General features: G+C 28.9%; 27 protein-coding genes, 1 pseudogene and 1 riboswitch. Of the genes and pseudogenes, 21 read left to right on the top strand and 7 right to left on the bottom strand.

Annotated features, from left to right (window positions below; all coding sequences use genetic code 11):
- Positions 1-270: 270 nt before the first annotated feature.
- The 3 genes from CAQ16704_RS05090 to rpmB are packed head-to-tail and all read right to left on the bottom strand — an operon-like array spanning position 271 to position 1,883.
- The gene (locus CAQ16704_RS05090) at positions 271-486 is read right to left on the bottom strand and encodes a YdcH family protein (protein WP_039667173.1); all 216 of its coding nucleotides are present in this window, start codon (positions 484-486) and stop codon (positions 271-273) included.
- Positions 487-535: 49 nt separating this feature from the next.
- Positions 536-1,663 carry a potassium channel family protein gene (locus CAQ16704_RS05085; protein ID WP_039667172.1) on the bottom strand — a complete coding sequence of 376 codons (1,128 nt, stop codon included), beginning with the start codon at positions 1,661-1,663 and terminating at the stop codon, positions 536-538.
- Positions 1,664-1,688: 25 nt separating this feature from the next.
- Positions 1,689-1,883, bottom strand: a complete 195-nt coding sequence (rpmB, locus tag CAQ16704_RS05080) for a 50S ribosomal protein L28 (RefSeq protein WP_039667171.1) — start codon at positions 1,881-1,883, stop codon at positions 1,689-1,691.
- A gap of 141 nt (positions 1,884-2,024) precedes the next feature.
- Between rpmB and rpe the strand changes: the two genes are divergently transcribed.
- The 3 genes and pseudogenes from rpe to thiC all read left to right on the top strand — a co-directional run bounded on the left by rpe (position 2,025) and on the right by thiC (position 4,911).
- Entirely contained in the window at positions 2,025-2,672 is a 648-nt protein-coding gene (rpe, locus tag CAQ16704_RS05075) for a ribulose-phosphate 3-epimerase (RefSeq protein WP_039667740.1), read from the top strand.
- The gene (locus tag CAQ16704_RS05070; protein WP_039667170.1) at positions 2,669-3,433 is read left to right on the top strand and encodes a 3'-5' exonuclease; all 765 of its coding nucleotides are present in this window, start codon (positions 2,669-2,671) and stop codon (positions 3,431-3,433) included. The genes rpe and CAQ16704_RS05070 overlap by 4 nt, the downstream gene beginning before the upstream one ends.
- 32 nt (positions 3,434-3,465) lie before the next feature.
- Positions 3,466-3,569, top strand: a riboswitch (TPP riboswitch).
- Positions 3,570-3,614: 45 nt separating this feature from the next.
- Positions 3,615-4,911: pseudogene (thiC, locus tag CAQ16704_RS05065) on the top strand (phosphomethylpyrimidine synthase ThiC).
- 27 nt (positions 4,912-4,938) lie between these two features.
- On the opposite strand, the gene CAQ16704_RS05060 reads toward thiC, so the two are convergent.
- Entirely contained in the window at positions 4,939-6,756 is a 1,818-nt protein-coding gene (locus tag CAQ16704_RS05060; protein ID WP_039667169.1) for an ammonia-forming cytochrome c nitrite reductase subunit c552, read from the bottom strand.
- Between the two features lie 16 nt (positions 6,757-6,772).
- Positions 6,773-7,267, bottom strand: coding sequence for a cytochrome c nitrite reductase small subunit (gene nrfH, locus CAQ16704_RS05055; protein ID WP_039667168.1), 495 nt, complete (start codon positions 7,265-7,267; stop codon positions 6,773-6,775).
- A 224-nt stretch (positions 7,268-7,491) separates the two neighbouring features.
- On the opposite strand from nrfH, the gene CAQ16704_RS05050 reads away from it, so the two are divergent.
- Positions 7,492-9,585, top strand: a complete 2,094-nt coding sequence (locus CAQ16704_RS05050; protein ID WP_039667167.1) for an RNA degradosome polyphosphate kinase — start codon at positions 7,492-7,494, stop codon at positions 9,583-9,585.
- 24 nt (positions 9,586-9,609) lie between these two features.
- Here the strand turns inward: CAQ16704_RS05050 and rpoD are convergent, their stop codons facing one another.
- Entirely contained in the window at positions 9,610-11,487 is a 1,878-nt protein-coding gene (rpoD, locus tag CAQ16704_RS05045) for an RNA polymerase sigma factor RpoD (RefSeq protein ID WP_039667166.1), read from the bottom strand.
- A gap of 135 nt (positions 11,488-11,622) precedes the next feature.
- Here rpoD and CAQ16704_RS05040 point away from each other — a divergent pair, with 135 nt between their 5' ends.
- From CAQ16704_RS05040 to purU, 8 genes are all read left to right on the top strand, one after another.
- On the top strand, positions 11,623-12,435 hold the full coding sequence (locus CAQ16704_RS05040; protein WP_039667165.1) for a flagellar hook-basal body protein: 813 nt from the start codon (positions 11,623-11,625) through the stop codon (positions 12,433-12,435).
- A 17-nt stretch (positions 12,436-12,452) separates the two neighbouring features.
- The gene (gene flgG / locus CAQ16704_RS05035; protein ID WP_039667164.1) at positions 12,453-13,247 is read left to right on the top strand and encodes a flagellar basal-body rod protein FlgG; all 795 of its coding nucleotides are present in this window, start codon (positions 12,453-12,455) and stop codon (positions 13,245-13,247) included.
- 75 nt (positions 13,248-13,322) lie between these two features.
- Positions 13,323-13,490, top strand: a complete 168-nt coding sequence (locus CAQ16704_RS08360; RefSeq protein WP_200884639.1) for a hypothetical protein — start codon at positions 13,323-13,325, stop codon at positions 13,488-13,490.
- Position 13,491: 1 nt separating this feature from the next.
- Positions 13,492-14,664: an MFS transporter gene (locus CAQ16704_RS05030; protein WP_039667163.1), complete on the top strand. Its 1,173-nt coding sequence runs from the start codon at positions 13,492-13,494 to the stop codon at positions 14,662-14,664.
- Between the two features lie 63 nt (positions 14,665-14,727).
- The gene (locus CAQ16704_RS05025; RefSeq protein WP_148308479.1) at positions 14,728-14,976 is read left to right on the top strand and encodes a hypothetical protein; all 249 of its coding nucleotides are present in this window, start codon (positions 14,728-14,730) and stop codon (positions 14,974-14,976) included.
- Positions 14,973-15,386 carry an invasion antigen D gene (locus tag CAQ16704_RS05020; RefSeq protein ID WP_039667161.1) on the top strand — a complete coding sequence of 138 codons (414 nt, stop codon included), beginning with the start codon at positions 14,973-14,975 and terminating at the stop codon, positions 15,384-15,386. The genes CAQ16704_RS05025 and CAQ16704_RS05020 overlap by 4 nt, the downstream gene beginning before the upstream one ends.
- Positions 15,355-16,464, top strand: coding sequence for a multifunctional tRNA nucleotidyl transferase/2'3'-cyclic phosphodiesterase/2'nucleotidase/phosphatase (locus CAQ16704_RS05015; protein ID WP_039667160.1), 1,110 nt, complete (start codon positions 15,355-15,357; stop codon positions 16,462-16,464). Before CAQ16704_RS05020 ends, CAQ16704_RS05015 begins: the two co-directional genes overlap by 32 nt.
- The gene (purU, locus tag CAQ16704_RS05010; protein ID WP_039667159.1) at positions 16,461-17,288 is read left to right on the top strand and encodes a formyltetrahydrofolate deformylase; all 828 of its coding nucleotides are present in this window, start codon (positions 16,461-16,463) and stop codon (positions 17,286-17,288) included. The genes CAQ16704_RS05015 and purU overlap by 4 nt, the downstream gene beginning before the upstream one ends.
- Positions 17,289-17,316: 28 nt before the next feature.
- On the opposite strand, the gene glnA is transcribed toward purU, so the two are convergent.
- Entirely contained in the window at positions 17,317-18,747 is a 1,431-nt protein-coding gene (glnA, locus tag CAQ16704_RS05005) for a type I glutamate--ammonia ligase (protein WP_039667158.1), read from the bottom strand.
- A gap of 213 nt (positions 18,748-18,960) precedes the next feature.
- Here glnA and CAQ16704_RS05000 point away from each other — a divergent pair, with 213 nt between their 5' ends.
- The 9 genes from CAQ16704_RS05000 to CAQ16704_RS04960 are packed head-to-tail and all read left to right on the top strand — an operon-like array spanning position 18,961 to position 26,151.
- On the top strand, positions 18,961-19,668 hold the full coding sequence (locus CAQ16704_RS05000; protein ID WP_039667157.1) for a hypothetical protein: 708 nt from the start codon (positions 18,961-18,963) through the stop codon (positions 19,666-19,668).
- On the top strand, positions 19,665-20,921 hold the full coding sequence (locus CAQ16704_RS04995) for a peptidase U32 family protein (protein WP_039667156.1): 1,257 nt from the start codon (positions 19,665-19,667) through the stop codon (positions 20,919-20,921). Before CAQ16704_RS05000 ends, CAQ16704_RS04995 begins: the two co-directional genes overlap by 4 nt.
- Complete coding sequence (gene purE, locus CAQ16704_RS04990; RefSeq protein ID WP_039667155.1) at positions 20,918-21,412, top strand: 5-(carboxyamino)imidazole ribonucleotide mutase; 495 nt, start codon at positions 20,918-20,920, stop codon at positions 21,410-21,412. The genes CAQ16704_RS04995 and purE overlap by 4 nt, the downstream gene beginning before the upstream one ends.
- A 9-nt stretch (positions 21,413-21,421) precedes the next feature.
- Positions 21,422-21,928, top strand: a complete 507-nt coding sequence (locus CAQ16704_RS04985; RefSeq protein WP_039667154.1) for a DUF3972 domain-containing protein — start codon at positions 21,422-21,424, stop codon at positions 21,926-21,928.
- Complete coding sequence (glyQ, locus tag CAQ16704_RS04980) at positions 21,928-22,788, top strand: glycine--tRNA ligase subunit alpha (protein ID WP_039667739.1); 861 nt, start codon at positions 21,928-21,930, stop codon at positions 22,786-22,788. The genes CAQ16704_RS04985 and glyQ overlap by 1 nt, the downstream gene beginning before the upstream one ends.
- Complete coding sequence (locus tag CAQ16704_RS04975; protein WP_039667153.1) at positions 22,778-23,503, top strand: Nif3-like dinuclear metal center hexameric protein; 726 nt, start codon at positions 22,778-22,780, stop codon at positions 23,501-23,503. Before glyQ ends, CAQ16704_RS04975 begins: the two co-directional genes overlap by 11 nt.
- 11 nt (positions 23,504-23,514) lie before the next feature.
- On the top strand, positions 23,515-24,234 hold the full coding sequence (locus tag CAQ16704_RS04970; protein WP_039667152.1) for a zinc ribbon domain-containing protein: 720 nt from the start codon (positions 23,515-23,517) through the stop codon (positions 24,232-24,234).
- A complete protein-coding gene (waaA, locus tag CAQ16704_RS04965; RefSeq protein ID WP_039667151.1) occupies positions 24,231-25,418 on the top strand; it encodes a lipid IV(A) 3-deoxy-D-manno-octulosonic acid transferase in 1,188 nt (395 codons plus the stop codon). Before CAQ16704_RS04970 ends, waaA begins: the two co-directional genes overlap by 4 nt.
- Positions 25,399-26,151: a 23S RNA-specific pseudouridylate synthase gene (locus CAQ16704_RS04960; RefSeq protein WP_039667150.1), complete on the top strand. Its 753-nt coding sequence runs from the start codon at positions 25,399-25,401 to the stop codon at positions 26,149-26,151. Before waaA ends, CAQ16704_RS04960 begins: the two co-directional genes overlap by 20 nt.
- Positions 26,152-26,168 lie beyond the last annotated feature (17 nt).

Below are 26,168 nucleotides of genomic sequence, written 5' to 3'. Positions count from 1 at the left end.
ATTAACATTTTCTTGCATATCTGATTGAACGCTTGTAACACCTTTTTGAACGCCATTTAAAAGCATTTCTATTAAGTGAGTTTCAAGTTCTGTTTTACTGCAATCACCTTTAACTTCATTTTCATACTTTTCGATCAATTCTTGTTTTTCAAGATTAAGTTTTTGATTTTCCTCTTCTAAAGCTTGTATTTTATTTCTCATTTCCTCTAATTCTAATGAGATTTTATTATTTTTAAACATGATTAAGAATTTCCTTTCGGGGGGGGGGTATTATTTTTTATAATTTGCTAAATAGGTATTTAGCTCATCTTTTAATCTTAATTTTTCTTTTTTTAGATTTGCTATTTCTAAACTATCTAGATGAATTCTGCCTTCTTCTGCATCTTTGATTTTGTGATCAAGTTCATTATGCTCTTCAAATAACTTATCAAAGTGCATATCTTTTCCTTTTAGTTCTGTGATTAACTCTCTGTATTCATGTAACACTTTTTTACTCCTTTTTTAAATTTCGTTGTAAATTATATTCCTATAAAGATTAAATATATTTTAATTCATCAGGTTTTTGTTTATTTTTTATAATTTTTTTAGCTATTTTTATGCTATCTGCAGTTCCTACTAATAATAATTTTGCACCAGTTCCTATTAAAGTATCTCCTCTTGGCATAGGTGTAAATTTTTTATTTTCTATAATTCCTACTATACTTACATTTGCCATATCTCTTAGATGAATTTCTTTCAATCTTTTAAATCTAACCCAAGATTCATCTGGAATTTTAATTTCTTCTAAATCAATAGGGCTATTTTTTTTATAAAGATAATTTTCCAACAAATTTTCCATATCTGGTCTTGCTGACATTGCACTAAGTCTTTGTGCAACTAGTTTTGTGGCAGAAACTATAGAATTTGCACCAAGTTTTTTGAGCTTTTCTGTTTCATCCTCATTGCTTGAACTAGCTAGTATAAAATAAGGATTAATTCTTTGTAATTCTTTTTCAAACAATCTTACTGAAGCAATGATAGCAATGTTATCCGCTATATTATTGCTTAGTGTTATAACACCTTTTGCACTAGAAAGATTAGTTTTCAAAAAAGCCATATTTGTATGGGGTGCACTTTCAATGTAGTAAGGATAGCCATATTTTTCAGCTATTTCACTAAAATTTTCAATTTCATCTACAACGACAAAAGGAATATGATTTTCTCTAAATTGTTGTGCTAACTCTATAGTAAAATCATTATGATAGCATATTACAAAATGGTTTTTTAATCTTGCAACTTTATGAAGCATTTTTCTTTCCTTGATAATTTTAGACAAGACACCTTTTTTTACTATTTCTATAACCAAACCCATACAAAAAGTGAAAATTGTAAAAGTTAATAATACATATACAACAGTAAAAATTCTACCGGCTGTTGGTATAGGGTTAACTTCAGTATAACCTAAAGTAGTGAAAGTCATACCAGCTTGATAAATAGCATCATTAAGGTTGTAATTACTTGTTAACATATATCCAAAAGCACCAATTAAAGTCATCATCACAACAGCGATAAGAGGAATTCTTAAAAATTTAAGTTGTTCGTAAAGCTCGTCATTAAGATCAATTGATGGTTTTGGAGAAGGAGACCAGTTGAGGAATTTTTGTAGCTTTTTTAAAAAAGACATATCAATTCCTCGATTATATTAAGAGTTATTTATTACTTTGTTTTTTTAGTGTTCTTAAAGTTGAAGCAGCCACTCTTACTTTTCTAGTTGTCCCATCTTCTAAAGTGATACGAACTGTTCTTAAATTTGGTAAAAAGCGTCTTTTTGTTTTATTGTTAGCATGGCTAACATTATTACCTACCATAGGTCCTTTTCCTGTAATTTGGCAAATTCTTGACATAAATTTTCCTTAGAAATAAAAATATTTTTTGCATTATATCTAAAACAAACTTAAAAAAATCAAATATTTTAAAAAGTATATAAAGTAAAATTTGAAATAAGTATGATAAAATTATTTTTTAATATTATTGGAGATATATTTATGTATGTAGCACCAAGTTTATTGTCTGCAAATTTTTTAAATTTAGAAAACGAGATTAAAGAAGTATCTCAAGCAGGGGCTGATTTATTACACATTGATGTGATGGATGGACATTTTGTGCCAAATCTTACTTTTGGACCTTGTGTAGTTGAAAATATTTCAAAAATTACTTCTGTGCCTTTAGATGTGCATTTAATGGTGCATAATGTTAGTGGTTTTGTGGATTTATTTATACCTATAAAACCAAAATTTATTAGTTTTCATATAGAAGCTGAAAATCATCCCATTAGAGTGTGTGAGTATATAAGAAAAAATGGTATTCATCCTGCTATTGTATTAAATCCACATACTCCAGTTGCAAGTATAGAGCATATTTTAGAATTTATAGATATGGTGCTTTTAATGAGTGTAAATCCTGGTTTTGGTGGGCAAAGCTTTTTACCTTTAGTGTATGATAAAATTCATCAATTAAGAGAAATGATAGATAGAAAAAATCTTAAAGTTTTTATAGAGGTAGATGGTGGTGTAAATGGTCTAAACGCACCTGATTTAGATGAAGCTGGTGCTGATATTTTGGTTGCGGGTAGTTATATTTTTTCTTCACAAGATAAAAAAACAGCAATTAATTCTTTAAAGCTTGAATTTTGAGCCAACAACAAATTGATGATCTAATCATCAAATTAAGCAAAGAAAACAGACCTTTTCCTTGGGTTTTAAAAGAACTTGCAAAAATAGAAGAATTAAATCATTATGATTTTGATTTATATATTTTTGAGCTTTTAGGGCTTGGAGTAGAACTTAATGCACAAAATTGCTTGTGTTTAAAAAGTAAAAATACAAAAATAAAAGATGAGATTTTTTGTGTAGTAGATATTGAAAGTACTGGTGGGATTAAAAGTGGTCAAATTTTAGAAATAGGTGCGGTAAAAATTCAAAACTATAAAGAAATTGATAGATTTGAGAGTTTTATAAAAGTAGAAAGCATACCTGAAAATATTACAGAATTAACAGGGATTAGTTTGGATATGGTAGAAAATGCACCTTCTTTAAAAACTGTGTTAAATGATTTTAAACTGTTTTTAAAAGATAGTATTTTTGTAGCACATAATGTGCGTTTTGATTATCATTTTATATCTAAAGCTATGTATGAAAATGATTTTGGAGTGCTTTTAAATAGAAGATTATGCACTATTGATTTAGCTAAAAAGTGCATTGAAAGTCCAAAATACGGCCTTGATGCACTAAAGGATTTGTTATGTATTGAAAGTAAGCATCATAGAGCTTTAAGTGATGCTTTGGCTGCAAGTGAAATTTTAAAATATTGTCTTAAAAAAATTCCTTTTTATATAAAAACCACCGAAGAATTGTTACATTTTAGCAAGCAAGCTAAAAGTCAAATAAAAAAATAAACTTTGTTTTGTATTTATTGTTATACTTGCTTTGCATAAATGACGGGAGCTTGTGATACAAGCTGAGAGTAAGCTAAAAGCTTAGACCGCACCAGAACTAGGTAATGCTAGCGTTGGGATAATTTATCAACTACTCACATACCCTTCATTTATCCAAATTTTATTTTAAGGATAAATTTAAATGAAAACTCAAATGTCTTATGCAAAAGAAGGAATTTTCACAAAACAAATGCAAATTGTTGCACAAAAAGAGCAAGTAGGTGAAGATTTTTTGCTTGAAAATATAGCATATGGAAAAATCATCATTCCTGCAAATATCAACCATAAAGTACTAGACCCAAATGGTATTGGCTATGGACTTAAAACAAAGGTAAATGTAAATTTAGGTGTTTCAAATGATTGTGTAGATTATAGTGAAGAAATGAAAAAGGTAGAATTGGCTCATAAATTTAATAGAAGCTATTATGGATCTTAGTAATTATGGTAAAACTAGTCATTTTAGAGATGAATTAATTGCTACTTCAAAAGCTATGATAGGCACTGTGCCTGTTTATGATGCGGTTGGATTTTTAGAAAAAGATTTAAAAGATATTAAGGCAAAAGATTTTTTAGATGTAGTATATCATCATGCTAAAAGTGGAGTGGATTTTATGACAATTCATGCAGGGATAAATTCTCGTGCTGCTAGGGTTTTTAAAGAGTGCAATAGGATTACTAATATAGTTTCAAGAGGAGGTTCAGTTCTTTATGCTTGGATGCAAATGAATAATGCTGAAAATCCATTCTATGAATATTATGATGATTTGCTTGCTATATGTAAGGAATTTGATGTGACGCTTTCTTTGGGTGATGCGCTAAGACCTGGTTGTACCCATGATGCAAGCGATGGAGCTCAAATTGCTGAACTTATCGAACTTTCGTTATTAACTAAAAGAGCATGGACTCAAGATGTACAAGTAATGATAGAAGGACCTGGTCATATGGCTATTAATGAAATAGAAGCTAATATGCAACTTGAAAAAAGAATTTGCAACGGGGCGCCTTTTTATGTCTTAGGACCATTAGTTACTGATATAGGCGCAGGATATGATCATATAAGTGGAGCAATCGGTGGAGCAGTTGCAGCAGCAGCTGGTGCTGATATACTTTGCTATGTAACCCCTGCTGAGCATTTAAGACTTCCAAATTTAGAAGATGTAAGAGATGGTATAGTAGCGACTAAAATAGCAGCTCATGCAGGAGATATAGCCAAACTTCCTAAAGAAAGAAAAATAGATGATGCAATGAGTAAAGCTAGACAAGATATTGATTGGGAAAAAATGTTTAAATTAGCAATCGATGGAGAAAAGGCTAAGAAAATGTTTAATGAAAGAAAACCTGATGAGCTTAATTCTTGTTCAATGTGTGGAAAAATGTGTGCTATGAATACTATGAATAAAATTTTAAAAGGCGAGGATGTAAGTTTGATAAAAGAATAAACCCTCGATTATGAGGGTTTAGTATGATTAATCTATTACTTTATAATTATAAGGTTTTAGATTTTTATCATCTTCAAGAAGTTTTGCTGGTGGATTACCATTTACTTCTTGGTGTTTATAGTAGCGATCTCCTGCTTTGTTGCCATTTAGATCTACTTTATAGTGAATTTCACCTGGATTTAATTTTTGAATATCTTCAAAACCTAAATTTGAAGTTTTGAAATCTTTAATACCATTTTTGGCTGCAATTTCTACTAATTTAGTTTGTCCTTGTCTTGACATATCAACTGATTGTAAAAGCATTCTTGAAGCTTCTCTAGGATTGTGGAATCCTGTTGAGTTTTCAGCACCTATAAAGTCTGCTCTTACTTGAGATTTTCTATGTAGTTCTAATACTTCTTTTAATTCAGCTGAAATTTTAGCATCATCTGCTTTGCCATTAGTTTGGAATTTAGGCATTTTTCCAAGCTCTGCGCGAATAGTTTCTACATCTTTAATCAAGCTTACTAAAGAATATTCAGCTGTTCTTAAATCATGAGCTACTGAATTTTGAATATCTTTTACTTGTTTAGCTAGATAGCTTTCGCTTTGAGTATGGCAAGTTTTACAAGCTGAGTTAATATCAACTAAAGGTGAAGTGATGTTATGGTTAGTAACTTTTTTCGCACCTTTTCTAATATAAGGCATGTGACAATCTGCACAACTTACACCATTTGCAGCATGCACTCCACCACTATAAAGCTCGCTTTCTGGGTGTTGAATTTTTAACATAGGTGCTTTAGTGATTTTATGAACCCAATCACTTGGGAAATTTTCTCTATTTTTTTCATAATAATCATCAAACATTTCTATTCTAAATGGCTCACCTTTTTTCCACTCACTCCATGGATAGGTTAACTCTATACCATCAACCTCAATTTCAATTGGTTTATTTCCATCTCTCCAAGAGTCAAACTCATCGTAAGTTTTTTGTGTACCATTCCACCATTTTTTAGAACTATCATTAGCAATACTTTCGCCGATAGTTTTTACTTTAGTACCTGTTGGTTTGAAATAATACTCAACGTGACATTGAGAGCATACTAAAGTTCTCATCTCGCTTCTTGAAGCTTTAATGCCTTGTTTTTCATCTGCTTCATAGCCTCTTGAAATTAATGCATTGATTAAAGCTGGTCTTGTAAGTCTTAAACTCATATCTGTTGGGTTGTGACAATCTGCACATGTTACACCCATTCTTTTTCCACCATGAGGTCCACTGTGCTCAGGTGAGTTTTCTTTAGCTCCATTTACCGCAGGAACTGTTTTAATCATAGTCCAATATTTTGCAGAGTTAAATGCCACCCAATCACCTTTTGCAGTGTTGTTTAAAAGCCAAGGAGTCCATCCACTATGGCAGTTCATACAAGCTGTTGGTTGGCCACCAAATCCTGCAAAGCCATGTGCATTTAAGAAATCTTTGTTATTTCTAGCTGTATCCATTTGATCTACTTGAACCCAAAAATGTCCTCTTTCTTCATTTGCATCAATGCTAAATGGATAACCCGCCCAAAGAACAGTTAGTTGTGGATAGCGGATTAGTTTTGAATAAGCTAAATTTCCACCAAATTCTGTTGCATTAGGTGCTTGTTTTTCCACTGCTGTATGCATATCTAAATAATCAGGAAAGTTCTTTCCCCAGTAATCAAAAGTGGGATTTTCATCGCCAAGTTTTACAATTTCTTGAGAAATGATTCCGCCCACTGAATCATTTGTTTTAGCTGTGATATCTTGATTTAACCACAATACGCCCGCAATAGCTACTATAGTAGCGCTTATAGCACTATATAAAATGCCTTTATTATTCATTAATTACTCCTTTCATTTAAAATCCTCTCTTATGGCCAACACCTTGGTGACAAGATACACAACTTAAAGAATTATCTTTGTGTGGATCTAGAGTGGGGTTGATAGTGTTGCTCGCAATTTCTTTATGGCATTCTATGCAATTATTTTGGATTATTTCTTTACTTTTTGCATTTGCACTTAAATGCGTAGGTAAAGAATCAAGTTTAAAAGTAAATGCATAAGCATGTCCTAAACCACTTTGAGCTTTAGCAATCCATTTTTCAAAAAAGCTATGTGGCAAATGACAATCATTACAGGTTGCTCTTGATTTACCATCAACTTCTTTAGAGTGTGAAGCTTTTAAATAATCATTATAAACTTCGTTCATAATATGACAGTTATTACAGCTTTCACTGGCATCGCTAAAATAAGAAGTGCCTTTAGCATTATGGAAAGTATACATTCCAACTCCTGCTAAAATTACAAGCAAGAAGAGGAAAACAGCAAAAAGTTTTGAGTTTGCTTTTTTCAAAGTCTCTCCTTTGAATGAAGTTTAAGTTGCAAGAACTTATGTTTAATTATATTACACTATAAAACTTAAAAAATAAATATAAATTTATCATTCATTTGTATTTTTTTTAATAAGATAAAAAAATATTATTTTTTATATAAATTTATTTACTATTATAAAAATAAAATAAATTTTAATAAAAGAAATATTAAAATATGAATACTAGAAAATAAGGCAGGTGTATTATGCAAATTCAACCATCAATGTATATCAATAGAGAACTTTCTTGGCTTGCATTTAACTCTCGTGTTTTAGATCAATGCTCTAAAGATCTTCCTTTGCTTGAAAAACTTAAATTTATAGCTATATATTGTACTAATTTAGATGAATTTTATATGATAAGAGTGGCTGGTTTAAAACAGCTTTTTGTAGCAGGAATAAGCACAGCAAGTAATGATGAAATGACACCACTTGCACAGCTTAAAGCTATTAGAAATTATTTACATGAAGAAAAATATGTAGTAGAACAGTATTTTACTAAAATCACTCAAGATTTAGAAAAAGAGAATTTGTTTATTCGCTTATATGAAGAGCTTGATGAGGATTTAAAACAACAATGTAACGAGCATTTTTTTTCTAATATTTTTCCTGTGATAGTGCCTATTGCCGTTGATGCAACCCATCCTTTTCCACATTTAAATAATCTTTCTTTTTCTTTGGCGGTAAAACTTTGTGATCCTATGCATCCTGAACTTTTAAAATTTGGCATGATACGCATACCTAGGGTTTTGCCAAGATTTTATCAAGTAAGTTCTAACATTTATGTGCCTATAGAAAGTATAGTGCGTCATCATACAGAGCATATTTTTCCAGGTTATAAGCTTTTATCTTCGGCTGCTTTTAGAGTAACCAGAAATGCGGATATGGAGATAGAAGAAGAAGAAGCTGATGATTTTATGCTGATTTTAGAGCAGGGTTTAAAACTTCGTAGAAAAGGTGCTTTTATACGCTTACAAATAGAAAAAGGTGCAGATGAGCAGTTGATTGAATTTTTAAGTTCTCATATGAATATTTTTCATAAAGATATTTATCAATATAATATACTTTTAAATTTACCATCATTATGGCAAATCATTTCTAATAAAGAATTTACACATTTATTAAATCCTGTATATACGCCAAAAATTCTACCACCTTTTGGGGATAATGTTTCGATTTTTAGTGCAATAGATAAACAAGATATTTTGGCTATACAGCCTTATGAAAGCTTTGAGCCTGTGTATCAATTTATCAAAGAAGCAAGTAAAGATCCTAAGGTTGTTTCTATAAGAATGACCCTTTATAGGGTAGAAAAAAACTCAAACATAGTTCAAGCTTTAATTGATGCAGCAAGTGATGGTAAACAAGTTACTGTAATGGTGGAGTTAAAAGCACGTTTTGATGAGGAAAATAACTTACATTGGGCAAAATCATTAGAAAATGCAGGAGCTCATGTTATATATGGTATTACAGGTTTTAAAGTTCATGCAAAAGTTGCTCAAGTGATTAGAAAAGAAGGAGAAAAGTTAAAAATTTATAATCATTTAAGTACAGGAAATTATAATGCAAGCTCGGCAAAAATTTATACTGATGTGAGTTATTTTACTTCCAAAGAAGAATATTCACAAGATACAACAACTTTTTTTCATATTCTTTCAGGATATAGCAAAAGCCGTCGTTTAAAAACTTTATCAATGAGTCCAAAACAAATTAAAGAAAGAATTTTAGATATGATAAATGCTGAAGCAAATTATGGAAAAGAAGGTGTAATTATAGCCAAAATGAATGCTTTAGTAGATGGAGATGTGATTAAGGCTTTATATGAAGCTTCAAATAAGGGTGTTAAAATAGATCTTATTGTGCGTGGAATTTGTTGTTTAAGACCTGGAGTAAAAGGATATAGTGAAAATATAAAGGTTAGGAGTATAGTGGGAAAATATTTAGAGCATGCTAGAATTTTATATTTTAAGCATACGGCACCAAATTATTTTATATCAAGTGCCGATTGGATGCCAAGAAATTTAGAAAGAAGACTAGAGTTGATGACTCCTATATTTGATGAGCATTCTCGTGCAAAATTAGCTCAAATTTTAAAATTACAATTAAGCGATAATGATTTAGCTTATGAATTAGATAGTGAAAAAAGGTATCGTAAAATCACTTTAAGAGAGGGAGAAAAAACTAATAATTCTCAACAAATTCTAGAAGAGTATATTAGTAGAATTTTTAACACTTTGAAAAAGGATACTGATCATAGTAGAGCTACGCATTTGGCAACTAAGCTTTTTAAAGATAGCTAATCCTTGCTTTTTTATTAGCAAGGATTATTTCCAACCTTCTATGTAGTTTTTAAGTTTTCTACCGACTTTTGGATGTTTGAGTTTTTTTATAGCTGAACTTTCTATTTGTCTTACTCTTTCTCTTGTAACATTTAACTCTTTGCCAATTTCTTCTAAAGTTCTATCACTTTCATCATCCATTAAACCAAAACGCATTCTAATAACTGCTTTTTCCCTGTCATTGAGTTGATCTAATACATCATCAATTTGCTCTTTTAAATCATCTTTTAAAATATGATCCATAGGAGAAATCGAGGTTCTATCTTCTACAAAGTCTCCAAATTTGCCATCATCTTCATTGCTAATAGGTGCTTCAAGAGAAATTGGTTCTTTGGTGATTTTGATTACTTGTTTTACTTTATCTATACTAAGTCCAACTTCTTTAGCAATAATACTAACATCAGGTTCTTTACCTTCTTTTTGTAGATGTTCACGAATAATTTTATTAATTTGATTGATAGTTTCTATCATATGAATAGGAATTCTAATTGTCCTTGCTTGATCTGCAATTGCTCTTGAGATGGCTTGTCTAATCCACCAAGTTGCATAAGTTGAAAATTTATAACCGCGTTTATATTCAAATTTATCAACAGCTTTCATTAAGCCTATATTGCCTTCTTGGATTAAATCTAAAAATGGTAACCCACGATTGGTGTATCTTTTAGCAATGCTTACAACCAAGCGTAAATTTGATTTTGCCATTCTAGTTTTAGCTTCATCGGATATTTTTTTACCTCGTTTGATTTGTTCTAAAATTTCTTTTAATTGATCTTTTTCTAGATCAAAAGAATTTTGGCTAGCTTCTTTGGTTTGAATAAGTTTTTTAATCTCCATGTAAGTACTAACCATAGTAGTTTCTAGTGCTCGTTCTGTAATTTCTTCTTTACTAAGTTTGGTTATATCTTTTAAAATATCTTGATGTCTTTGTTTTAACTCTTCGGAAAACATCGGTAAACGATATTCTAAACGTTTTAATTCTTTATCAAATTCTTCATCGCTTTTTAATGCTGTTTCCATGGATTTTACTATTTCAGAAATAAGTTTTGAGGTTGGACCAAGATCCATTAATTTTTCTTTTAATATATTTTTCTTAAAAGCTATTACTAATTTATCTAATAATCCATCATCACTATTTTCTGCATTAATAGTAGATATAGTTTTTAACCATTCTTTTTTAGCTTTTTCTAAAGCTTTAAAACTTTCTATAACTTTTAGAGTTCTTTCATCTTCTTTCTTATTTGTTTTTTTGGGTTTCTTGTCATTGGAATTTTCATTTTCTTCATTTTCATTTTCTTCTTCACTATCTATTTCATCATCATTTTTTTCATCATCATTTTTTTCATCATCCTCAAAACTTTTAAAAAGTTCTTTAACTCTTCTTTCTCTATTTATTAAAGGTTCTTTATAATCAAGAATAAAGTCGATTAAATAAGGCACAGAGCAAAAAGCATCAATAATAATATCTTCACCTAGTTCAATTTTTTTAGAAATTTCAATTTCTTCATCTTTATTTAAAAGTGAAATTTGTCCCATTTCTCTTAAATACATTCTTACAGGAGAATCAGATCGACTCCATTCAAGTAAATCATTCTCATTAGCTAAATCAAATTCATTTTCTAAGCTTATGTCTTGTAGCTTTTGTTTTTCTTCTTGTAGTTTTTTTGCTTCTTCTAAATTTTTTTTCTTTGCAATTTCTGCTGAAGATATTAATTCTACCTTATATTTATTCATTAAATCACGGATTTTTTTGGCACTACTTGTATTGGGAAGTTTTGATAAATACTTGACAAGTTTTTCATATGTGATATAATCTTTGGAATTTTCTTTAAAAAGTTCTTCTAAAGTATTAGTTTCATTAGCCATGATTACTCCTTGAGTGTTGTAATTTAAGTGTAAAATTGGTCATTATGCCTAAAAATTAATTAAAAATAAATAAAAATATTTTGGAACATATTTTGCTTTATATTGACAAAATCAAGATTTTAAATAGGAAAAATAATGCAAAATGGTTATTATCAAGCTACAGGTGCTATGGTTACTCAATTTAATCGTTTAGATGTAGTAACAAACAATTTAGCAAATGTCAATACAAGTGGGTATAAAAGGGATAATGTTGTTATTGCAGATTTTAAAAGGATTTTTAAAGAAACTCAAGATGAGTTACCTATACAAAATCATACTAGGGATGCTTCTAGATTTGTCAATACAACCATAGATAGGGTTCCACAGGTTAATCATGTTTATACAAATTTTAGTGTGGGTTCAATGAAAATGACACACAATCCTTTGGATTTAGCTTTAACTCGTGAAGATACTTTTTACTTAATTAAAACAAATAATGGCGAAGTAAGATTAAGCCAAGATGGAAATTTTCAACTTGACGATGAGGGTTATTTGGTAAATCGTCAAGGATATAGAGTTTTAAGCAGTGATTATTTTAGTAATCCGGAATTAGGTGAAATACGAATAGAAGATTCTAATTCTTTTATTAATGTAGATAAAAATGGAATCATTAGTGCGTCTAATCAAGATATAGCAAGATTATTCGTAGCACAAGTTGATGACTTAAGAGATTTACAAAAAGATGGCGATAATATGTATAAAATCGATAATTTAAACAAAATTAGAGATTTGCCAAATTCAAACGCCATTAAGCAAGGTTTTACTCAAGGATCAAATGTTAATCCAGTTACAGAAATGGTAGGATTAATCGAAGCGAATAGAATGGTTGAGATGTATCAAAAGGTCATGACATCTCATATGGATGATTTAAATCAAGAAGCTATTAATAAATTAGCAAGTACTAAATAAAACTAAGGATAGATAAAATGTTAAGATCATTATATACAGCAGCATCAGGGATGGTATCACAACAAACTCAGATTGATGTAACATCAAATAATATTTCAAATGTTAATACAGTAGGTTATAAAAAGTCACGTGCAGAATTTGCAGATTTGATGTATCAAACGATGAAATATGCAGGTACTTCAACTTCAAGCACAACAAAACATCCAAGTGGTATTGAGGTTGGACTTGGTTCAAGAGTAACTGCTATTAGTAAAATTTTTAGTGAAGGTAGTTTAAAGCAAACTTCAACAGCAGGACTTGATATGGCTATAGTGGGTAATAATGGGTTTTTTCAAATTCAAATGCCTGATGGAACCATAGCTTATACTAGAAATGGTCAATTTACAAAAGATGCAGAAGGAAATATTGTAAATTCAGATGGATATAGACTTTTACCAGAGATGACTATACCAGAAGATGCAACAGCTATTAATGTTGCAAGTGATGGAACTATTTCAGTAATGCAACCAGGAAATACAGCTGAAACTCAAATAGGTCAAATTGAACTTGTAAATTTTATAAATCCTGCAGGTTTGCATGCATTAGGAGATAATCTTTTAGTAGAAACTGATGCAAGCGGAGCACCTATTGCAGGTATTGCAGGTGAAAATGGTTTTTCTCCTATTAAGCATGGTTTTGTAGAGCTTAGCAATGTTCAGCTTGTTGAAGAAATGACTGATCTTATCACAGGACAAAGAGCTTACGAGGCAGGCTCAAAAGCAATTACAACAAGTGATGATATGCTAGGAATTGTAAATCAATTAAAACGCTAAAATAATTAGCGTTTTAATTGTATAAATTATAAAAAATTAAGTTTTGGTGTAAAGATTATTTTTAAAAGATTAGATATGGTTTTTTTAATCCCTTTGGTTTTATTTATATTTTCTATTTTTATTTTTGATTATTTTTATTATTCTAAAGAAAATGAAGTAATAAAAACTCAAAAACAAATAGAACAAAAAAATACTGAACACGATAAGCAAAAATATCTTGAAAAAATTTTAAATCAAAAATAATATGTACACTCAAATATCATATAAAAAATTCTTTTGGATTAATATTTTAGTTGTTATTGCTTTTGCTCTAAATTTAAGAGCACCAATAACTTCTATAGGACCTATGATTGAATATATCCAAGAATATTATAAAATCAATTCTACTTTAGCAGGTATGCTTACAACTTTACCTTTGATAGCATTTGGACTTATTTCTTTTTTTGTAGCATATTTTTCACAAATTAAAGCTTTGTTTTTTGCTTTAGTTTTAATTATTGTTGGAGAATTTATTAGAAGTTATGGAGGTAGTATAGGCTTATTTTCAGGTGTTTTTTTAATTGGTGGAGGTATTGCTATTGCTAATGTATTATTGCCTTCTTTTGTGAAAGAAAAATTTTCAAAAAATACTTATAAAATAATGGGTTTATACGGTTCTATTTTAGGTTTATCTTCTATTATTGGTGTGGCTTTGTCTTTACCTTTACTTAAAAGTTTTAGTGTACCTGAAGCAATGTTTTTTTGGGTTATTTTAGCTTTAGTTGCTCTAATTTTTTATCTTCCTCATTTGAAAAATAAAAGGTTATTACGCACTAAAAAGAAAAGTATTAATAAGATGAATATTTTTTTAAATTTAACAGCTTGGAAAGTTACAATAGTAATGGGATTGCAAAGTTTCTTATCTTATAGTCTTTTTGCTTGGCTTAGTGTAATGATTAGTGAAAAAGGTTTCGGTGTTGATTTTGGCTCTAATGTTTTATTATTGTCGCAAATTATAGGTATGCCTATAGCCTTTTTTTTACCTATAATTTTAGGAAAACTTAGAAGTCACGCTAAAAGTTTTGTTATAGTAGTATTGGGTTTTATGTATATTTTAAGTTTTATTATAATTTTTATTTGCGAAACAAAAGTAATATTGCTTTTGGATTCTATTTTTTTGGGTTGTGCTTCTAGTGGTGTTTTTACTGTATCTTTGCTGTTTATTGCTATAAAAAGTTCAAATTCTACTATAGCGGCAAAACTTTCTGCTATGTCACAAGGTATAGGATATCTAATAGCAGCTCAAGCGCCTTGGATTATAGGTATGCTTCATGATAAATTTGATAATTTTATTTTAGGGTTTGTTATGCTTATTGCAATAGCTATAATATTAAATATTTTTGTTTTTTTAGCTTATAAAGCTCCTGTGATTAAATAAAAATTAAAAATAAATTAAAGCCTTTTTTGTTAAAATTTCGAAGATTTTATTTTTTGTGAGTTTATAATGCGATATACAGTAACAGAGGCTTCTATATACGAGGCACAAGGTTTAAAAAACGAAGCTTTAGAGATTTATAAAAATATTTTACAACAAGATCCTCAAAATAAAAATGCTATTGATGCTATAAGGCGTTTAAGCGGCTTACGTTCGAATCACGAGGATTTGAATTATGAAATGCTTGACTTTTTTGTTAATATGAAAAGTGAAGAAGAAATTAATGAATTTAAAAGGTGGTTAATAAAATTATGAATATTGAAGATTTAGCAAAAATGGCTATAAGTGAAGTCAATTCAGAATTAGATAATAATAAAAAAAATAAAAATGAAGAATTTGCTCCTATGGTAGAGGAAATAATGCAAGAAAAAAAAATAAAAGAAAAAATAGATAAGGTAGCACAAGGGTTAACGCAAGAAATTAGCAGTATAGAAGAGAAAGCTGAAGAAAAGAAACAACCTGCTATAGATATAAAAACAGAAAGTATTGAAGAAAATTTACAAAATAACGAAGAATTTTTTTTAAAAAATATTAGAGAGCGTATTTTGGTATTATTTGAAGGTTTAAAAAATACCAAAGATGAACATTTAGATAAGAGATTAGATATAACTATTACTTTTTTAGAGTTTTTACTTGCAAAGATTGAAGACAGACTTAAGAAATGATCAAGATTTTTTAAGGATTAAAAATATACTTAAACCTTACACTCAAAGAGCTTATTTGGTAGGTGGGTGTGTAAGAAATTCTTTTTTAAATTTAACAAGTGATGATTATGATATAGAAATATATGATGTACATCCAGAACTTTTTGATGAACTTATGAAAAAGCTTGGAGCAAGTGGGGCGGGAAAAAGCTTTTTTGTATATAAATATAAAAAATTTGATTTAGCATTAGCACGCTATGAAAATAAAATTTCTAAAGGCCATAAAGGTTTTGAAGTTAAAATTTGTAATGATGAGCAAGAGGGTGCTAGAAGAAGAGATTTTACCATTAATGCTTTAATGATGAATATTTTTGATTTTGCATTTTTAGATTTTTTTAACGGCTTAAAAGATTTAAAAGCAAAAACTATAAGACATATTGATGATAAAAGTTTTATTGAAGATAGTTTAAGAGTTCTTCGTGCGATTTCTTTTGCGTGTAGGTTTGATTTAATAATTGCAAAAGAAAGTTTAAAATTAATGCAAGCTATGGACATAAGTGATTTGTCTAAAGAACGTATTAATAATGAGCTTTATAAGATTTTTAAAACATCAAGGCTTGATAAAGCATATGAATATTTCAAAATTCTAAATTTGGAAGAAAAAATTTTTTTTCATAAAACGCAAAGTATTGAATTTGAAAATCTTTTAAAGCAAAGTCAAGAATTTATTAAAGATGAGGCTTTGTTTTTATATTTATATTTGAATTTTTTTCATATAGATAAAGATTATTTTTTTAAAAAAATGAAATTAAAAAAAGAGCTTTTAAAAAAATGTGATCAAGAATTTATTTTAGGCAAAATTGATGATTTTAATTTGGCTAAAATTGCTTTAAAAAAATCACTTTGCAAATGGCTTGGGCTTTGGAGTGATGAGCGTATCATACAAGCAAAAAAATTAAATTTATATCATCATGCTTTTGAAAGTAAAATTAGTGCAAATGATTTATTAAAGGAAGGATTTAGTGGAAAAGAGCTTGGAAAAGAACTTGAAAAAAGAAAACTACAAGAATTAAAAAACTATATAAAGGATAAAAAATGAATGAATATATTTTAAAAATATCAAGTAGTGATGAAAAAGGTTTGATTTATAGAATTTCAGATGTTATTTTTAAATATAGAATAAATATTATAAAAAATGATGAATTTGTTGGTGAAAATCGTTTTTTCTTTAGAGCGCATTTAGAAGGAGAGCTTGATATAAAAGCTTTTAAAGGAACGCTTGAGGCTATGCTTCCTGATAATGCTCAAATAGAAATTACACAAAAAAGAAAAAAAAATATTATTGTTTTAGCAACCAAAGAAACACATTGTTTAGGTGAATTGCTTATTCGTCAATTTAGCGGAGAATTTAATGCTAGTATTAAAGCAGTAATTGCAAATTACGATGTGTTAAAACCTTTGGTGGATAAATTTAATATACCTTTTCATACTATTTTAGCGCAAGATTTAAGTAGACAAGAGCATGAAGAAAAAATGCTAGAGTGTTTAAAACAATATGAATTTGATTATATTGTTTTAGCAAAATATATGAGAATATTATCTCCATCTTTTGTAGAACATTTTGAGGGAAAGATTATTAATATCCATCATTCTTTTTTACCTGCATTTATAGGAGCTAATCCTTATAAACAAGCCTATGAAAGAGGTGTTAAAATCATAGGTGCAACAGCACATTTTGTAAATAATAATTTAGATGAAGGTCCAATCATTACTCAAGATGTTATACCGGTTACTCATGAGTATTCTTGGCAAGCTATGCAACAAGCAGGACGTAATGTAGAAAAAAATGTTTTTTCTAAAGCTTTGGATTTAGTGTTTGATGATAGGATTTTTATACATGAAAATAAAACAATAGTATTTTAATTTTCGATGCCATTTTAGGCATCAAAAATTAGCAAGAATAGCAAGTTTTAAACTCATATGCAGTCGGTCTAGCTTCTACAGGCCAAACTTGAGTTTCAAATTTCATATGTTGATAATCATCAATAAATACATCGCTCATTACAGGTTTTAAGAAAGTATTTTTTCTAATAAGTGCTTCTAAAGATCCTCTTAAGGTATGAGGTAATTGTTCTATACCTTTCTCTCTAATTTCATCTAAAGTTAGGGCAAATAAATTTTCATCCATTGGACCTACAGGTTTTGTTTTATTCTTAACACCATCAAGCCCTGCCATTAATAAACTTACAAAAGCTAAATATGGATTAGAAGTACTATCAGGAAATCTTATTTCAACTCTTGCACTTTTTTCATTAATACCATAAGGTACACGACAACTTGCGGAGCGATTTTGACAAGAATAAGTCAATATACAAGGTGCTTCAAAACCTGGAACTATTCTTTTGTAAGAATTTGAACTCGGATTGGTAAAAGCAGCTACACTTCTAGCGTTTCCTAAAATTCCTCCGATATAATTAATTGCGCATTCGCTTAGTTTTCCATAGCCTTCTTTATCATAAAATAAATTAACCCCATCTTTCCAAAGACTCATATGTACATGCATACCACTTCCATTGTCTCCATAGAGTGGTTTTGGCATAAAGGTTGCTGTTTTACCATTTAAGTGAGCTACCATTTTTACTACATATTTATAAATTTGAACATTATCAGCCGCTTCAACCAAATTTCCAAATTCAACTCCAATTTCAGCTTGACCTTGTGCTACTTCGTGATGATGAACAAAAGTTTTTAAACCGACTCTTTCTAAAACTTGTACCATTTCAGCTCTAATATCCACACTAGAATCAATAGGACTTACAGGAAAATATCCACCTTTATTTCTAGGACGATGACCACTATTATAACTATCTAAAAAATCTTTATCATCATTCCATTCACCTTCTTCTGTATCTACTTCATATTTAGAACAATTTGATGAATCAACTATCTTTACATTATCAAAGATAAAAAATTCGTTTTCAGGACCAAAATAAGCAGTGTCTGCTATATTGCTTTTAGCTAAATATTCCATAGCTTTTTTTGCAATACTTCTTGGACATTTTTCATACATTTGTTCTTTATAAATATCATAAACATCGCAAATTACTATTATAGTAGGATCAGCTGTAAAAGGATCCAAAAAAGCACTTTCAACATCAGGTTTTAAAATCATATCTGATTTCTCTATAGGTTGCCATCCATGTAAAGAACTTGCATCAAAAGGAATTCCATTTTCAAATGTTTTGTTGTCAATTGCCTTTATATTATAAGTGATGTGATGCCAAGTGCCTATCATATCAGTAAATCTAAAATCAACAAACATTACTTCATGCTCTTGAGTATAGCTAAAAAATTCATCTACACTATTTACAAATTTACCCATTTTATTTTCCTTTAATTAAACCAAAATATTTTACATATTTATGATTGTATTATATTTTTTTTAAATTAAGTTTAAATTAATATATTTTTTATAATCAAATATAAAAATATATTTTTATATAAAAAACGCAATTTATTTTATAAAATTAATTTTGAATTATATTTTTTTGTAATATAATCTTCAATTAGTTTTTATAATTAAAAAGGTGTAACAATGACTCAAGAAGAATTAGATGCTTTGATGAATAGTACTGAAGATTTAGATCTTGATGGTGCAGAAGAGACCGAAGTAAAACCCGAAACAGACTATGAAGATGAAGAAAGAAATAAGCAAATTGTTAATGGCATGATTAACGGAGATTATAAGGCAAGAGCTGATATGGCTTGGCCACCACCACCACCTAGCAAAGAACATAAAGTTGTACATCAACTTGATGATGTAACAAGGGATAGTGAGATTAAAGCAACAGAAATGATGGAAAAATTAGAATCTATCAATGATTTTTTTGCAAATTCTGAAAATGAGCTTTGTGTTATTAGTGATGCGTTAAATAAAAATATTGAGATTTTTGAAAAATTAAATTTAAAATTTCCTAATGTAAAAAGTTTTAAGGAAGCTATTGAGGTTAATAATAATGCTAAAAATATTATAGATGATATTACAGGTTGTTTGCAAACTGGTCAAGATGAGGTTATGATGGCAATGGATGCAATGCAATATCAAGATATACATCGTCAAAAAATTGAGCGTGTTATCAATGTAATGAGAGCTTTAAGTAGATATATGAGTAGCTTGTTTGAGGGTAAAATTGATGATGAAAAACGTGTTGGTTCTGCTGTACATATTGAGGGTGATACGACTGCAGATGTTGTAAGTAATGATGACATTGAGGCTTTAATTGCTAGTTTAGGAAAAAAATGATTATTCCTGAAATAGTTGCACCTGCAGGCAATTTTATAAAATTAAAGATAGCACTAGCATATGGAGCTGATGCTATTTATGCCGGAGTAAGCAATTTTTCACTAAGAGCAAGAACTGCTAGAGATTTTAATTATGAAACTTTTCAGGAAGCTGTTGATTATACTCATGCAAAGGGTAAGAAAATTTATGTGACAATTAATGGTTTTCATTTTAGCTCCCAAATAGAAAATTTAAAAAAACATATTTTAAAACTAAAAGAAATGAAACCAAATGCTTTTATAGTAGCTTCTGTTGGTGTTATGCGCTTAGTAAGAGAGTTAGCACCTGAAGTCAATCTTCATGTATCAACCCAAGCTAATATTTTAAATTATTTAGATGCTCAAGTTTATAAGGATATGGGTGCAAAGCGTGTCGTTATAGCAAGAGAATTAGGTTTAAAAGATGCCAAAGATATAAAAAATAATTGTGATATAGAACTTGAAAGTTTTGTTCATGGTTCTATGTGTTTTGCATATTCTGGAAGGTGTTTGATAAGTTCAGTGCAAAGTGGTCGTATGAGCAATCGTGGATCATGTGCAAATGACTGTAGATTTAATTATGAACTCTATGCTAAAAATCCAGAAACTAATACTCTTTTTAGATTAGAAGAGAATGAAAATGGAACCCATGTATTTAATTCTAAAGATTTAAATTTAAGTTCTTATATTCAAAAAATTATGCAAGAAAATTGTATTCACGCTTTTAAAATAGAAGGAAGAACTAAAAGTGAATATTATGTAGCATTAACTACAAGAACTTATAAGATGGCAGTGAATGACGTATTAAACGACGCTTTTGATGCTACTAAGTACGAAAAAGAAATTCATACTTTAAAAAATCGAGGTTTTACAGATGGATATTTAGTTTCAAGAGCTTATGAAAAAAATGATTCTATTAACTATAATACAAGCATAGAAGAGGGAACTCATCAAGTACATGCAATAAGCGAAGATGGTGAATTTTTTAAATGCAAAGGTAAAATACAATTAAACAAAGAATATGAAATTTTAACGCCAGTAAATTCTCATATAGAATTAGGGGAAAATAAATTAGGTTTAACTTATCAAAAAGATGGAAAAAATTTTATAGTTTTTAAACAATTATTAGCAAAAAATAATAAAGAATTTAATGAAATTCATAGTGGTAATGAAAATGAAATTATTTTGCCATTTAAGCTTCCAGAATTTAGCTTTTTAAGAAGGAGTGTTGAGTGAAATTTGTATCTATATTAATGGGTAGCAAAAGTGATTATGATGTTGTGAAAGAGGCTTTGGGAGTTTTTGAACAATTTGGAGTAAAATATGAAATTTTAGTAACTTCAGCTCATAGAAGCCCTAAAAGAACTCAAGAGTATATAAAAGAAGCTGAAGATAAGGGTGCTAAAGTTTTTATAGCTGCAGCTGGTATGGCAGCACATTTAGCAGGAGTTGTGGCAGCACACACTACAAAGCCTGTATTGGGCATACCTATGCCAGGAAGCAGTTTATCTAGTATGGATTCATTGTTTTCTACAGTACAAATGCCAAGTGGAATTCCTGTTGCAACTTTGGCTATAGGTAAGGCAGGAGCTGTAAATGCAGCTTATCTGGCCATTCAAATTTTGGCTATTGAAGATGAGAGTTTAGCTCAAAAATTACTAGAAGATAGAAAAAAACAGCAAGAAAAATTAATTCAAGATTCTAGCACAATCGAAGTTTTTCTTTAAGGAGTGCATATGCAAACTTATTTAGAGTTAAAGGAATTTTGTCAATTAGTACATTTATCCGAAGATGTTGTAAAAGGAATGATGGCTAATGGAGCTTTAAATTTTAAAGAAGAAGAGGATAAAATTTACATAGAGGCCAATCAAGGCACTTTTAGTGTTGTTCCTATGAGTTCAAAACAGCCGGCAATGGTAAATTCTATGACTTTAGCAGGAGAAAGTTTTGTAGAAAAAACTATAGGAACTATTTTAAATTTACATGAAAAAGTACTTGATGCTAAAGATGAAACATTAGAAGCTCTAAAAGGCGAGAATAAATTTTTAAAAGATGCTTTGTATTCCATGCAAGAACTATACGATGAAGATAGAAAAACTATAGAAAATCTTAATGAGCAACTCAAATATGCTCGAAATGAAGTCGAATTTTTAAAGAGAAAGTATAAAATGATGTGGAATAAAACTGTAGAACTTTATGCAAATAATGAAGAAAAGCCAGAAGAATTAAAGGAAGAAAAATGATGACTTTTTCTCAAATGATATTAAATTTACAAGAATTTTGGCAAAAACAAGGTTGTGCTATTATGCAACCATATGATTTTCCAGCTGGAGCAGGTACTTTTCATCCGGCTACTTTTTTAAGAAGTTTAGGAAAAAAACCATGGGCTACTGCTTATGTAGCTCCAAGTAGAAGACCAACTGATGGTAGATATGGTGAAAACCCTAATAGGTTAGGTGCATATTATCAATTTCAAGTACTAATTAAACCAAGCCCTGATAATATTCAAGAGTTATATTTAAAAAGTTTGGAAAATTTAGGATTTGATTTAAAATCACATGATATTCGTTTTGTTGAAGATAATTGGGAAAGTCCGAGTTTAGGTGCTTGGGGTCTAGGTTGGGAAGTTTGGCTTGATGGAATGGAGGTAACACAATTTACTTATTTTCAACAAGTTGGTGGTATAAGTGTGGATTTAGTCAGTGCCGAAATTACTTATGGTTTAGAAAGACTTGCTATGTATTTACAAAATGTAGATAATGTATATGATATTATTTGGAACGAATTTAATGGTGGAAAAATTACTTATAAAGATGTTCATAAACAAACTGAATTTGAATTTAGTAAATATAATTTCGAAATTAGTAATGTGAAAACCTTAAATATTCAATTTGAGAATGCTTACAATGAATGTAAAAATGCATTGGAAGCAAAACTTGCTTTGCCAGCTTATGATTATTGTATGTTGGCAGCTCATACTTTTAATTTGCTTGATGCAAGAGGTGCTATTTCTGTAACTCAAAGACAAGATTTTATGCTTAAAATTAGAGAGTTATCTAAAAATTGTGCTTTAGTTTATAAAGAAAGTTTAGATGAAAATTAAAGAAATATATGATTACTTAAACACTATTAGTCCATTTGAAACACAAAGTTCATGGGATAATAGTGGATTATTATTAGGAGATTTTAATCAAGAAATAGAAAAAATTTATATTGCTCTTGATGTAGATATAAATTTAATTGAAAATGCTAGTAAAAATTCACTTTTTATAGTACACCATCCTTTGATTTTTAAAGGTTTAAAAAATTTAAACGGAGAGTTTTATCCGCAAAAACTTCTTACTAAAATGATTCAAAAAGATATAGCTTTAATTGCTATGCATACAAATTTCGATTTAAGTCACTTAAACGCTTATTTTGTAAGTGATATTTTGGGTTTTAAGATTAAGGAACAAAAAGATTTTTTAATTTATTGTGATGTTAATCTTAGCTTTAATGATTTAATATCACATGTGAAACATACTTTAAATCTTGATTATATTAGAGTGGTAGATGCTCATTATGAAAAAATAAATTCTTTGGCAATTTGCACAGGAAGTGGAGGGGATTTGATTTCTAGTGTAAAAGCTGATTGCTTTTTAAGTGGAGATTTTAAATATCATCAAGCCTTAGAAAGCTATTATAATAAACTTAGTTTAATAGATATAGGTCATTATGAAAGTGAATTATATTTTGGTGAAATTTTAGCAAAATATTTGCAAAATTTTCATTTAGAAGTTATAATATCAGTTTCAAAAAATCCATTTCAATATTTTTAAGGAATTTTTCAATGAATAAATATTTAGAACAACTTATAGTTTTATCTCAAATAGATAAAGAGTTAGATGGTTTTACTCTTAGAGTGGATAATGCGACTAAAGATCTAAAAGACAAAAGAGTTTTGCTTGATAAAACAGAAGAAGAGATTAATGCTTTTGATAAAGACATAAAAGACTTGGAAAATCAAAAAAATCAAAATAATACTCATATTGCTGAATTTGGGATAAAAATAAAAGAGTTGGCAAAAAAAAGTGCTGCTGTAAAAACCGAAAAAGAAGCAAATGCTTTGAAAATTGAAGAAGATATAGCTAAAGAACAACTTGATGCTGCTAATGAGGAAATAGAAAGATTAGATAAAATATTAGAAAATAAAGAGAAATTTAAACAAGAATTGCAAACTAAAAGAATTGAACTTGAAAATGAAGTGGATCAGATAGACGCACAAACCAAAGTTGTATTGGTAGATATTGAAAAAGAAAGATTAGAGGTTTACGATAAAAAAGTAAAATTAGTAAGTGAAATAAATCAAAAAGTTTTAACTTTTTATGAAAAAATTAGAAAATGGGCTGGAAATAGTGCAGTAGTTCCGGTAAAAAAACATGCTTGCTATGGTTGTTTTATGAGGATTTATGATAAAACATATTTGGCGGTTTTAAAAGGTGATGAAATTATTACTTGTCCACATTGTGGAAGGATTCTATATAGAGAAAGAGAAGAAAATCAAAATTGATTTTTTTTTATTATGTTTTCGCTGTGATAGCATATTTAATCACAGCTCCTTTTTTATTGGTTTTAAGTTTTTATAATGAAAAATATAAATTGTCTTTAAAGTCTAGATTTTTTCTTTATAAAAACTTAAAACAAGCTTATGGTAATATATATTTTCATGCTTGTTCTTTTGGGGAAATCAAAAGTATTGTTCCTTTGATAACATATTTTTCAAATTGTAAAATTTCAACTATAACTCAAACAGGTTATAATGAAGCATTAAATTATACTAAAAAAGTTAATTTCTTACCATTTGAAATTTTTATACCTTTTTGGATGAGTCCTTGTAAAGTCTTAGTTATATTTGAAGCAGAACTTTGGCTTATGCTAATTTTTATGGCTAAATTTTATAATGCTAAAGTAATTTTGCTTAATGCTAGAATTAGCAATAAATCCTTAAAAAATTACAAGCGTTTTAAATTTTTTTATCGCTTTCTTTTTAAATATATTGATACTGTGTTTGCACAAAGTCAAAAAGACAAAGAAAGATTAGAGTGTTTAGGAGCTAGAAATGTTATAGTGTATAAAAATATTAAAGCAAATATAGAGCAACAAAAACAGCTGAAAAATTATTCAAAACCTAAAGCTAGGGTTATTATATTTGCCAGTACACATGAAAATGAAGAACAATTGTTACTTGATGTGATTAAATTAGAAGAAAATGATAGATTGATTATTGCTCCAAGACATCCAGAACGCTTTAAAAAAGTTGAAGAAATTTTAAAAAATTATTGTGAAGAAAATCGTTATGATATGCAAAAATTCACGGATTTAAATTTAGATAAAAACGAATTTGAAAAAGCTTTTATTTCAAAATGTTTGTTATTAAATGTTTTGGGCGAACTTGAAAATTTTTATAAAATTGGTGATATTGTTTTCTTATGTGGTTCTTTTATCGATGATATAGGTGGGCATAATCCTATAGAAGCAGCTAGATGGAACAATGTTATTATTTCTGGAAAGTATTATTTTAATCAAGAAAGTTTATACCAAGAAGTGGAAAATTTATATATTTGCGAAAGTATTAAAGATATTAACATATATTTAAAACAAAAATTAGTCCAATCAAAACTCAAAAAACAAGGTGATTTGAGCGAGATTATAATAAGCATTGAAGAAGGTTTAGATGCAAGAAAAAGCTTATAAATTACTTGCAATGCAAGAAAAAATTTCTAATAATACAGCAAAAGATCTAATCGATAAAGGCTGTGTTTTTGCTATGGGAAAAAAGATTGTTATAGCTAGGGCTTTAATGAGTTCTAAAACAAAATTTGTCGTACAGAAAATCAAAAAAGCAAAAGTGCTTTTCGAAGATGATAAAATCATAGCTTTGGATAAACCTTGTGGAGAAGTCAGCGAGAATTTAGAAAATATTTTTCATGCCAAATTAATCAATAGGTTAGATAAAGAAACAAGTGGAGTTTTACTTTTAAGCAAAGATGAGGAATTTAGGCTAAAATGTATTCAAGAATACAAAAAACAAAATGTTTATAAAAGTTATTTAGCTATTGTTGATGGAGTGATTGCTGAAGAACTTGAAATTTGTGAAAAAATAACTACTGTAAAAAATAAATTCGGAGCTTTTAGTAAAATTGATAAATTTGGTTTAGAAGCTCATACTCAAGTTATACCCTTAATGGTAAATGCTAAAAAAACCTTAATAAAAGCAATCATTAAAACAGGTAGGACACATCAAATCAGAGTACATTTAAACCATATAAAACATGGCATTATTGGTGATGAAAAATATGCTAAAATAAGTTCATCTAGAATGTTTTTGCATTCTTATGAAACGCATATTTTTGATTATCAATTTAAAGCCTTGCTTGATGATAGTTTTAATGTTTATGGTTTTGAAATAAAAAATTTAATTTTTTAAAGGCGTTTAAAGCTAAA

The organism is Campylobacter sp. RM16704 (assembly GCF_000816245.1).
Classification (GTDB): Bacteria; Campylobacterota; Campylobacteria; order Campylobacterales; family Campylobacteraceae; genus Campylobacter_D.
Note: the sequence above shows the minus strand (reverse complement) of the source record. Positions and strands in the feature narration are given on the sequence as shown.

Bases quoted from the DNA above. Each gene is read 5' to 3' on its own strand.
- CAQ16704_RS05085 (WP_039667172.1), bottom strand. From the start codon at position 1,663: ATGTCTTTTTTAAAAAAGCTACAAAAATTCCTCAACTGGTCTCCTTCT.
- rpmB (WP_039667171.1), bottom strand. From the start codon at position 1,883: ATGTCAAGAATTTGCCAAATTACAGGAAAAGGACCTATGGTAGGTAAT.
- rpe (WP_039667740.1), top strand. From the start codon at position 2,025: ATGTATGTAGCACCAAGTTTATTGTCTGCAAATTTTTTAAATTTAGAA.
- CAQ16704_RS05060 (WP_039667169.1), bottom strand. From the start codon at position 6,756: ATGAATAATAAAGGCATTTTATATAGTGCTATAAGCGCTACTATAGTA.
- CAQ16704_RS05050 (WP_039667167.1), top strand. From the start codon at position 7,492: ATGCAAATTCAACCATCAATGTATATCAATAGAGAACTTTCTTGGCTT.
- rpoD (WP_039667166.1), bottom strand. From the start codon at position 11,487: ATGGCTAATGAAACTAATACTTTAGAAGAACTTTTTAAAGAAAATTCC.
- CAQ16704_RS05040 (WP_039667165.1), top strand. From the start codon at position 11,623: ATGCAAAATGGTTATTATCAAGCTACAGGTGCTATGGTTACTCAATTT.
- flgG (WP_039667164.1), top strand. From the start codon at position 12,453: ATGTTAAGATCATTATATACAGCAGCATCAGGGATGGTATCACAACAA.
- CAQ16704_RS08360 (WP_200884639.1), top strand. From the start codon at position 13,323: ATGGTTTTTTTAATCCCTTTGGTTTTATTTATATTTTCTATTTTTATT.
- CAQ16704_RS05030 (WP_039667163.1), top strand. From the start codon at position 13,492: ATGTACACTCAAATATCATATAAAAAATTCTTTTGGATTAATATTTTA.
- CAQ16704_RS05020 (WP_039667161.1), top strand. From the start codon at position 14,973: ATGAATATTGAAGATTTAGCAAAAATGGCTATAAGTGAAGTCAATTCA.
- purU (WP_039667159.1), top strand. From the start codon at position 16,461: ATGAATGAATATATTTTAAAAATATCAAGTAGTGATGAAAAAGGTTTG.
- glnA (WP_039667158.1), bottom strand. From the start codon at position 18,747: ATGGGTAAATTTGTAAATAGTGTAGATGAATTTTTTAGCTATACTCAA.
- CAQ16704_RS05000 (WP_039667157.1), top strand. From the start codon at position 18,961: ATGACTCAAGAAGAATTAGATGCTTTGATGAATAGTACTGAAGATTTA.
- CAQ16704_RS04995 (WP_039667156.1), top strand. From the start codon at position 19,665: ATGATTATTCCTGAAATAGTTGCACCTGCAGGCAATTTTATAAAATTA.
- CAQ16704_RS04985 (WP_039667154.1), top strand. From the start codon at position 21,422: ATGCAAACTTATTTAGAGTTAAAGGAATTTTGTCAATTAGTACATTTA.
- glyQ (WP_039667739.1), top strand. From the start codon at position 21,928: ATGACTTTTTCTCAAATGATATTAAATTTACAAGAATTTTGGCAAAAA.
- CAQ16704_RS04975 (WP_039667153.1), top strand. From the start codon at position 22,778: ATGAAAATTAAAGAAATATATGATTACTTAAACACTATTAGTCCATTT.
- CAQ16704_RS04970 (WP_039667152.1), top strand. From the start codon at position 23,515: ATGAATAAATATTTAGAACAACTTATAGTTTTATCTCAAATAGATAAA.
- CAQ16704_RS04960 (WP_039667150.1), top strand. From the start codon at position 25,399: ATGCAAGAAAAAGCTTATAAATTACTTGCAATGCAAGAAAAAATTTCT.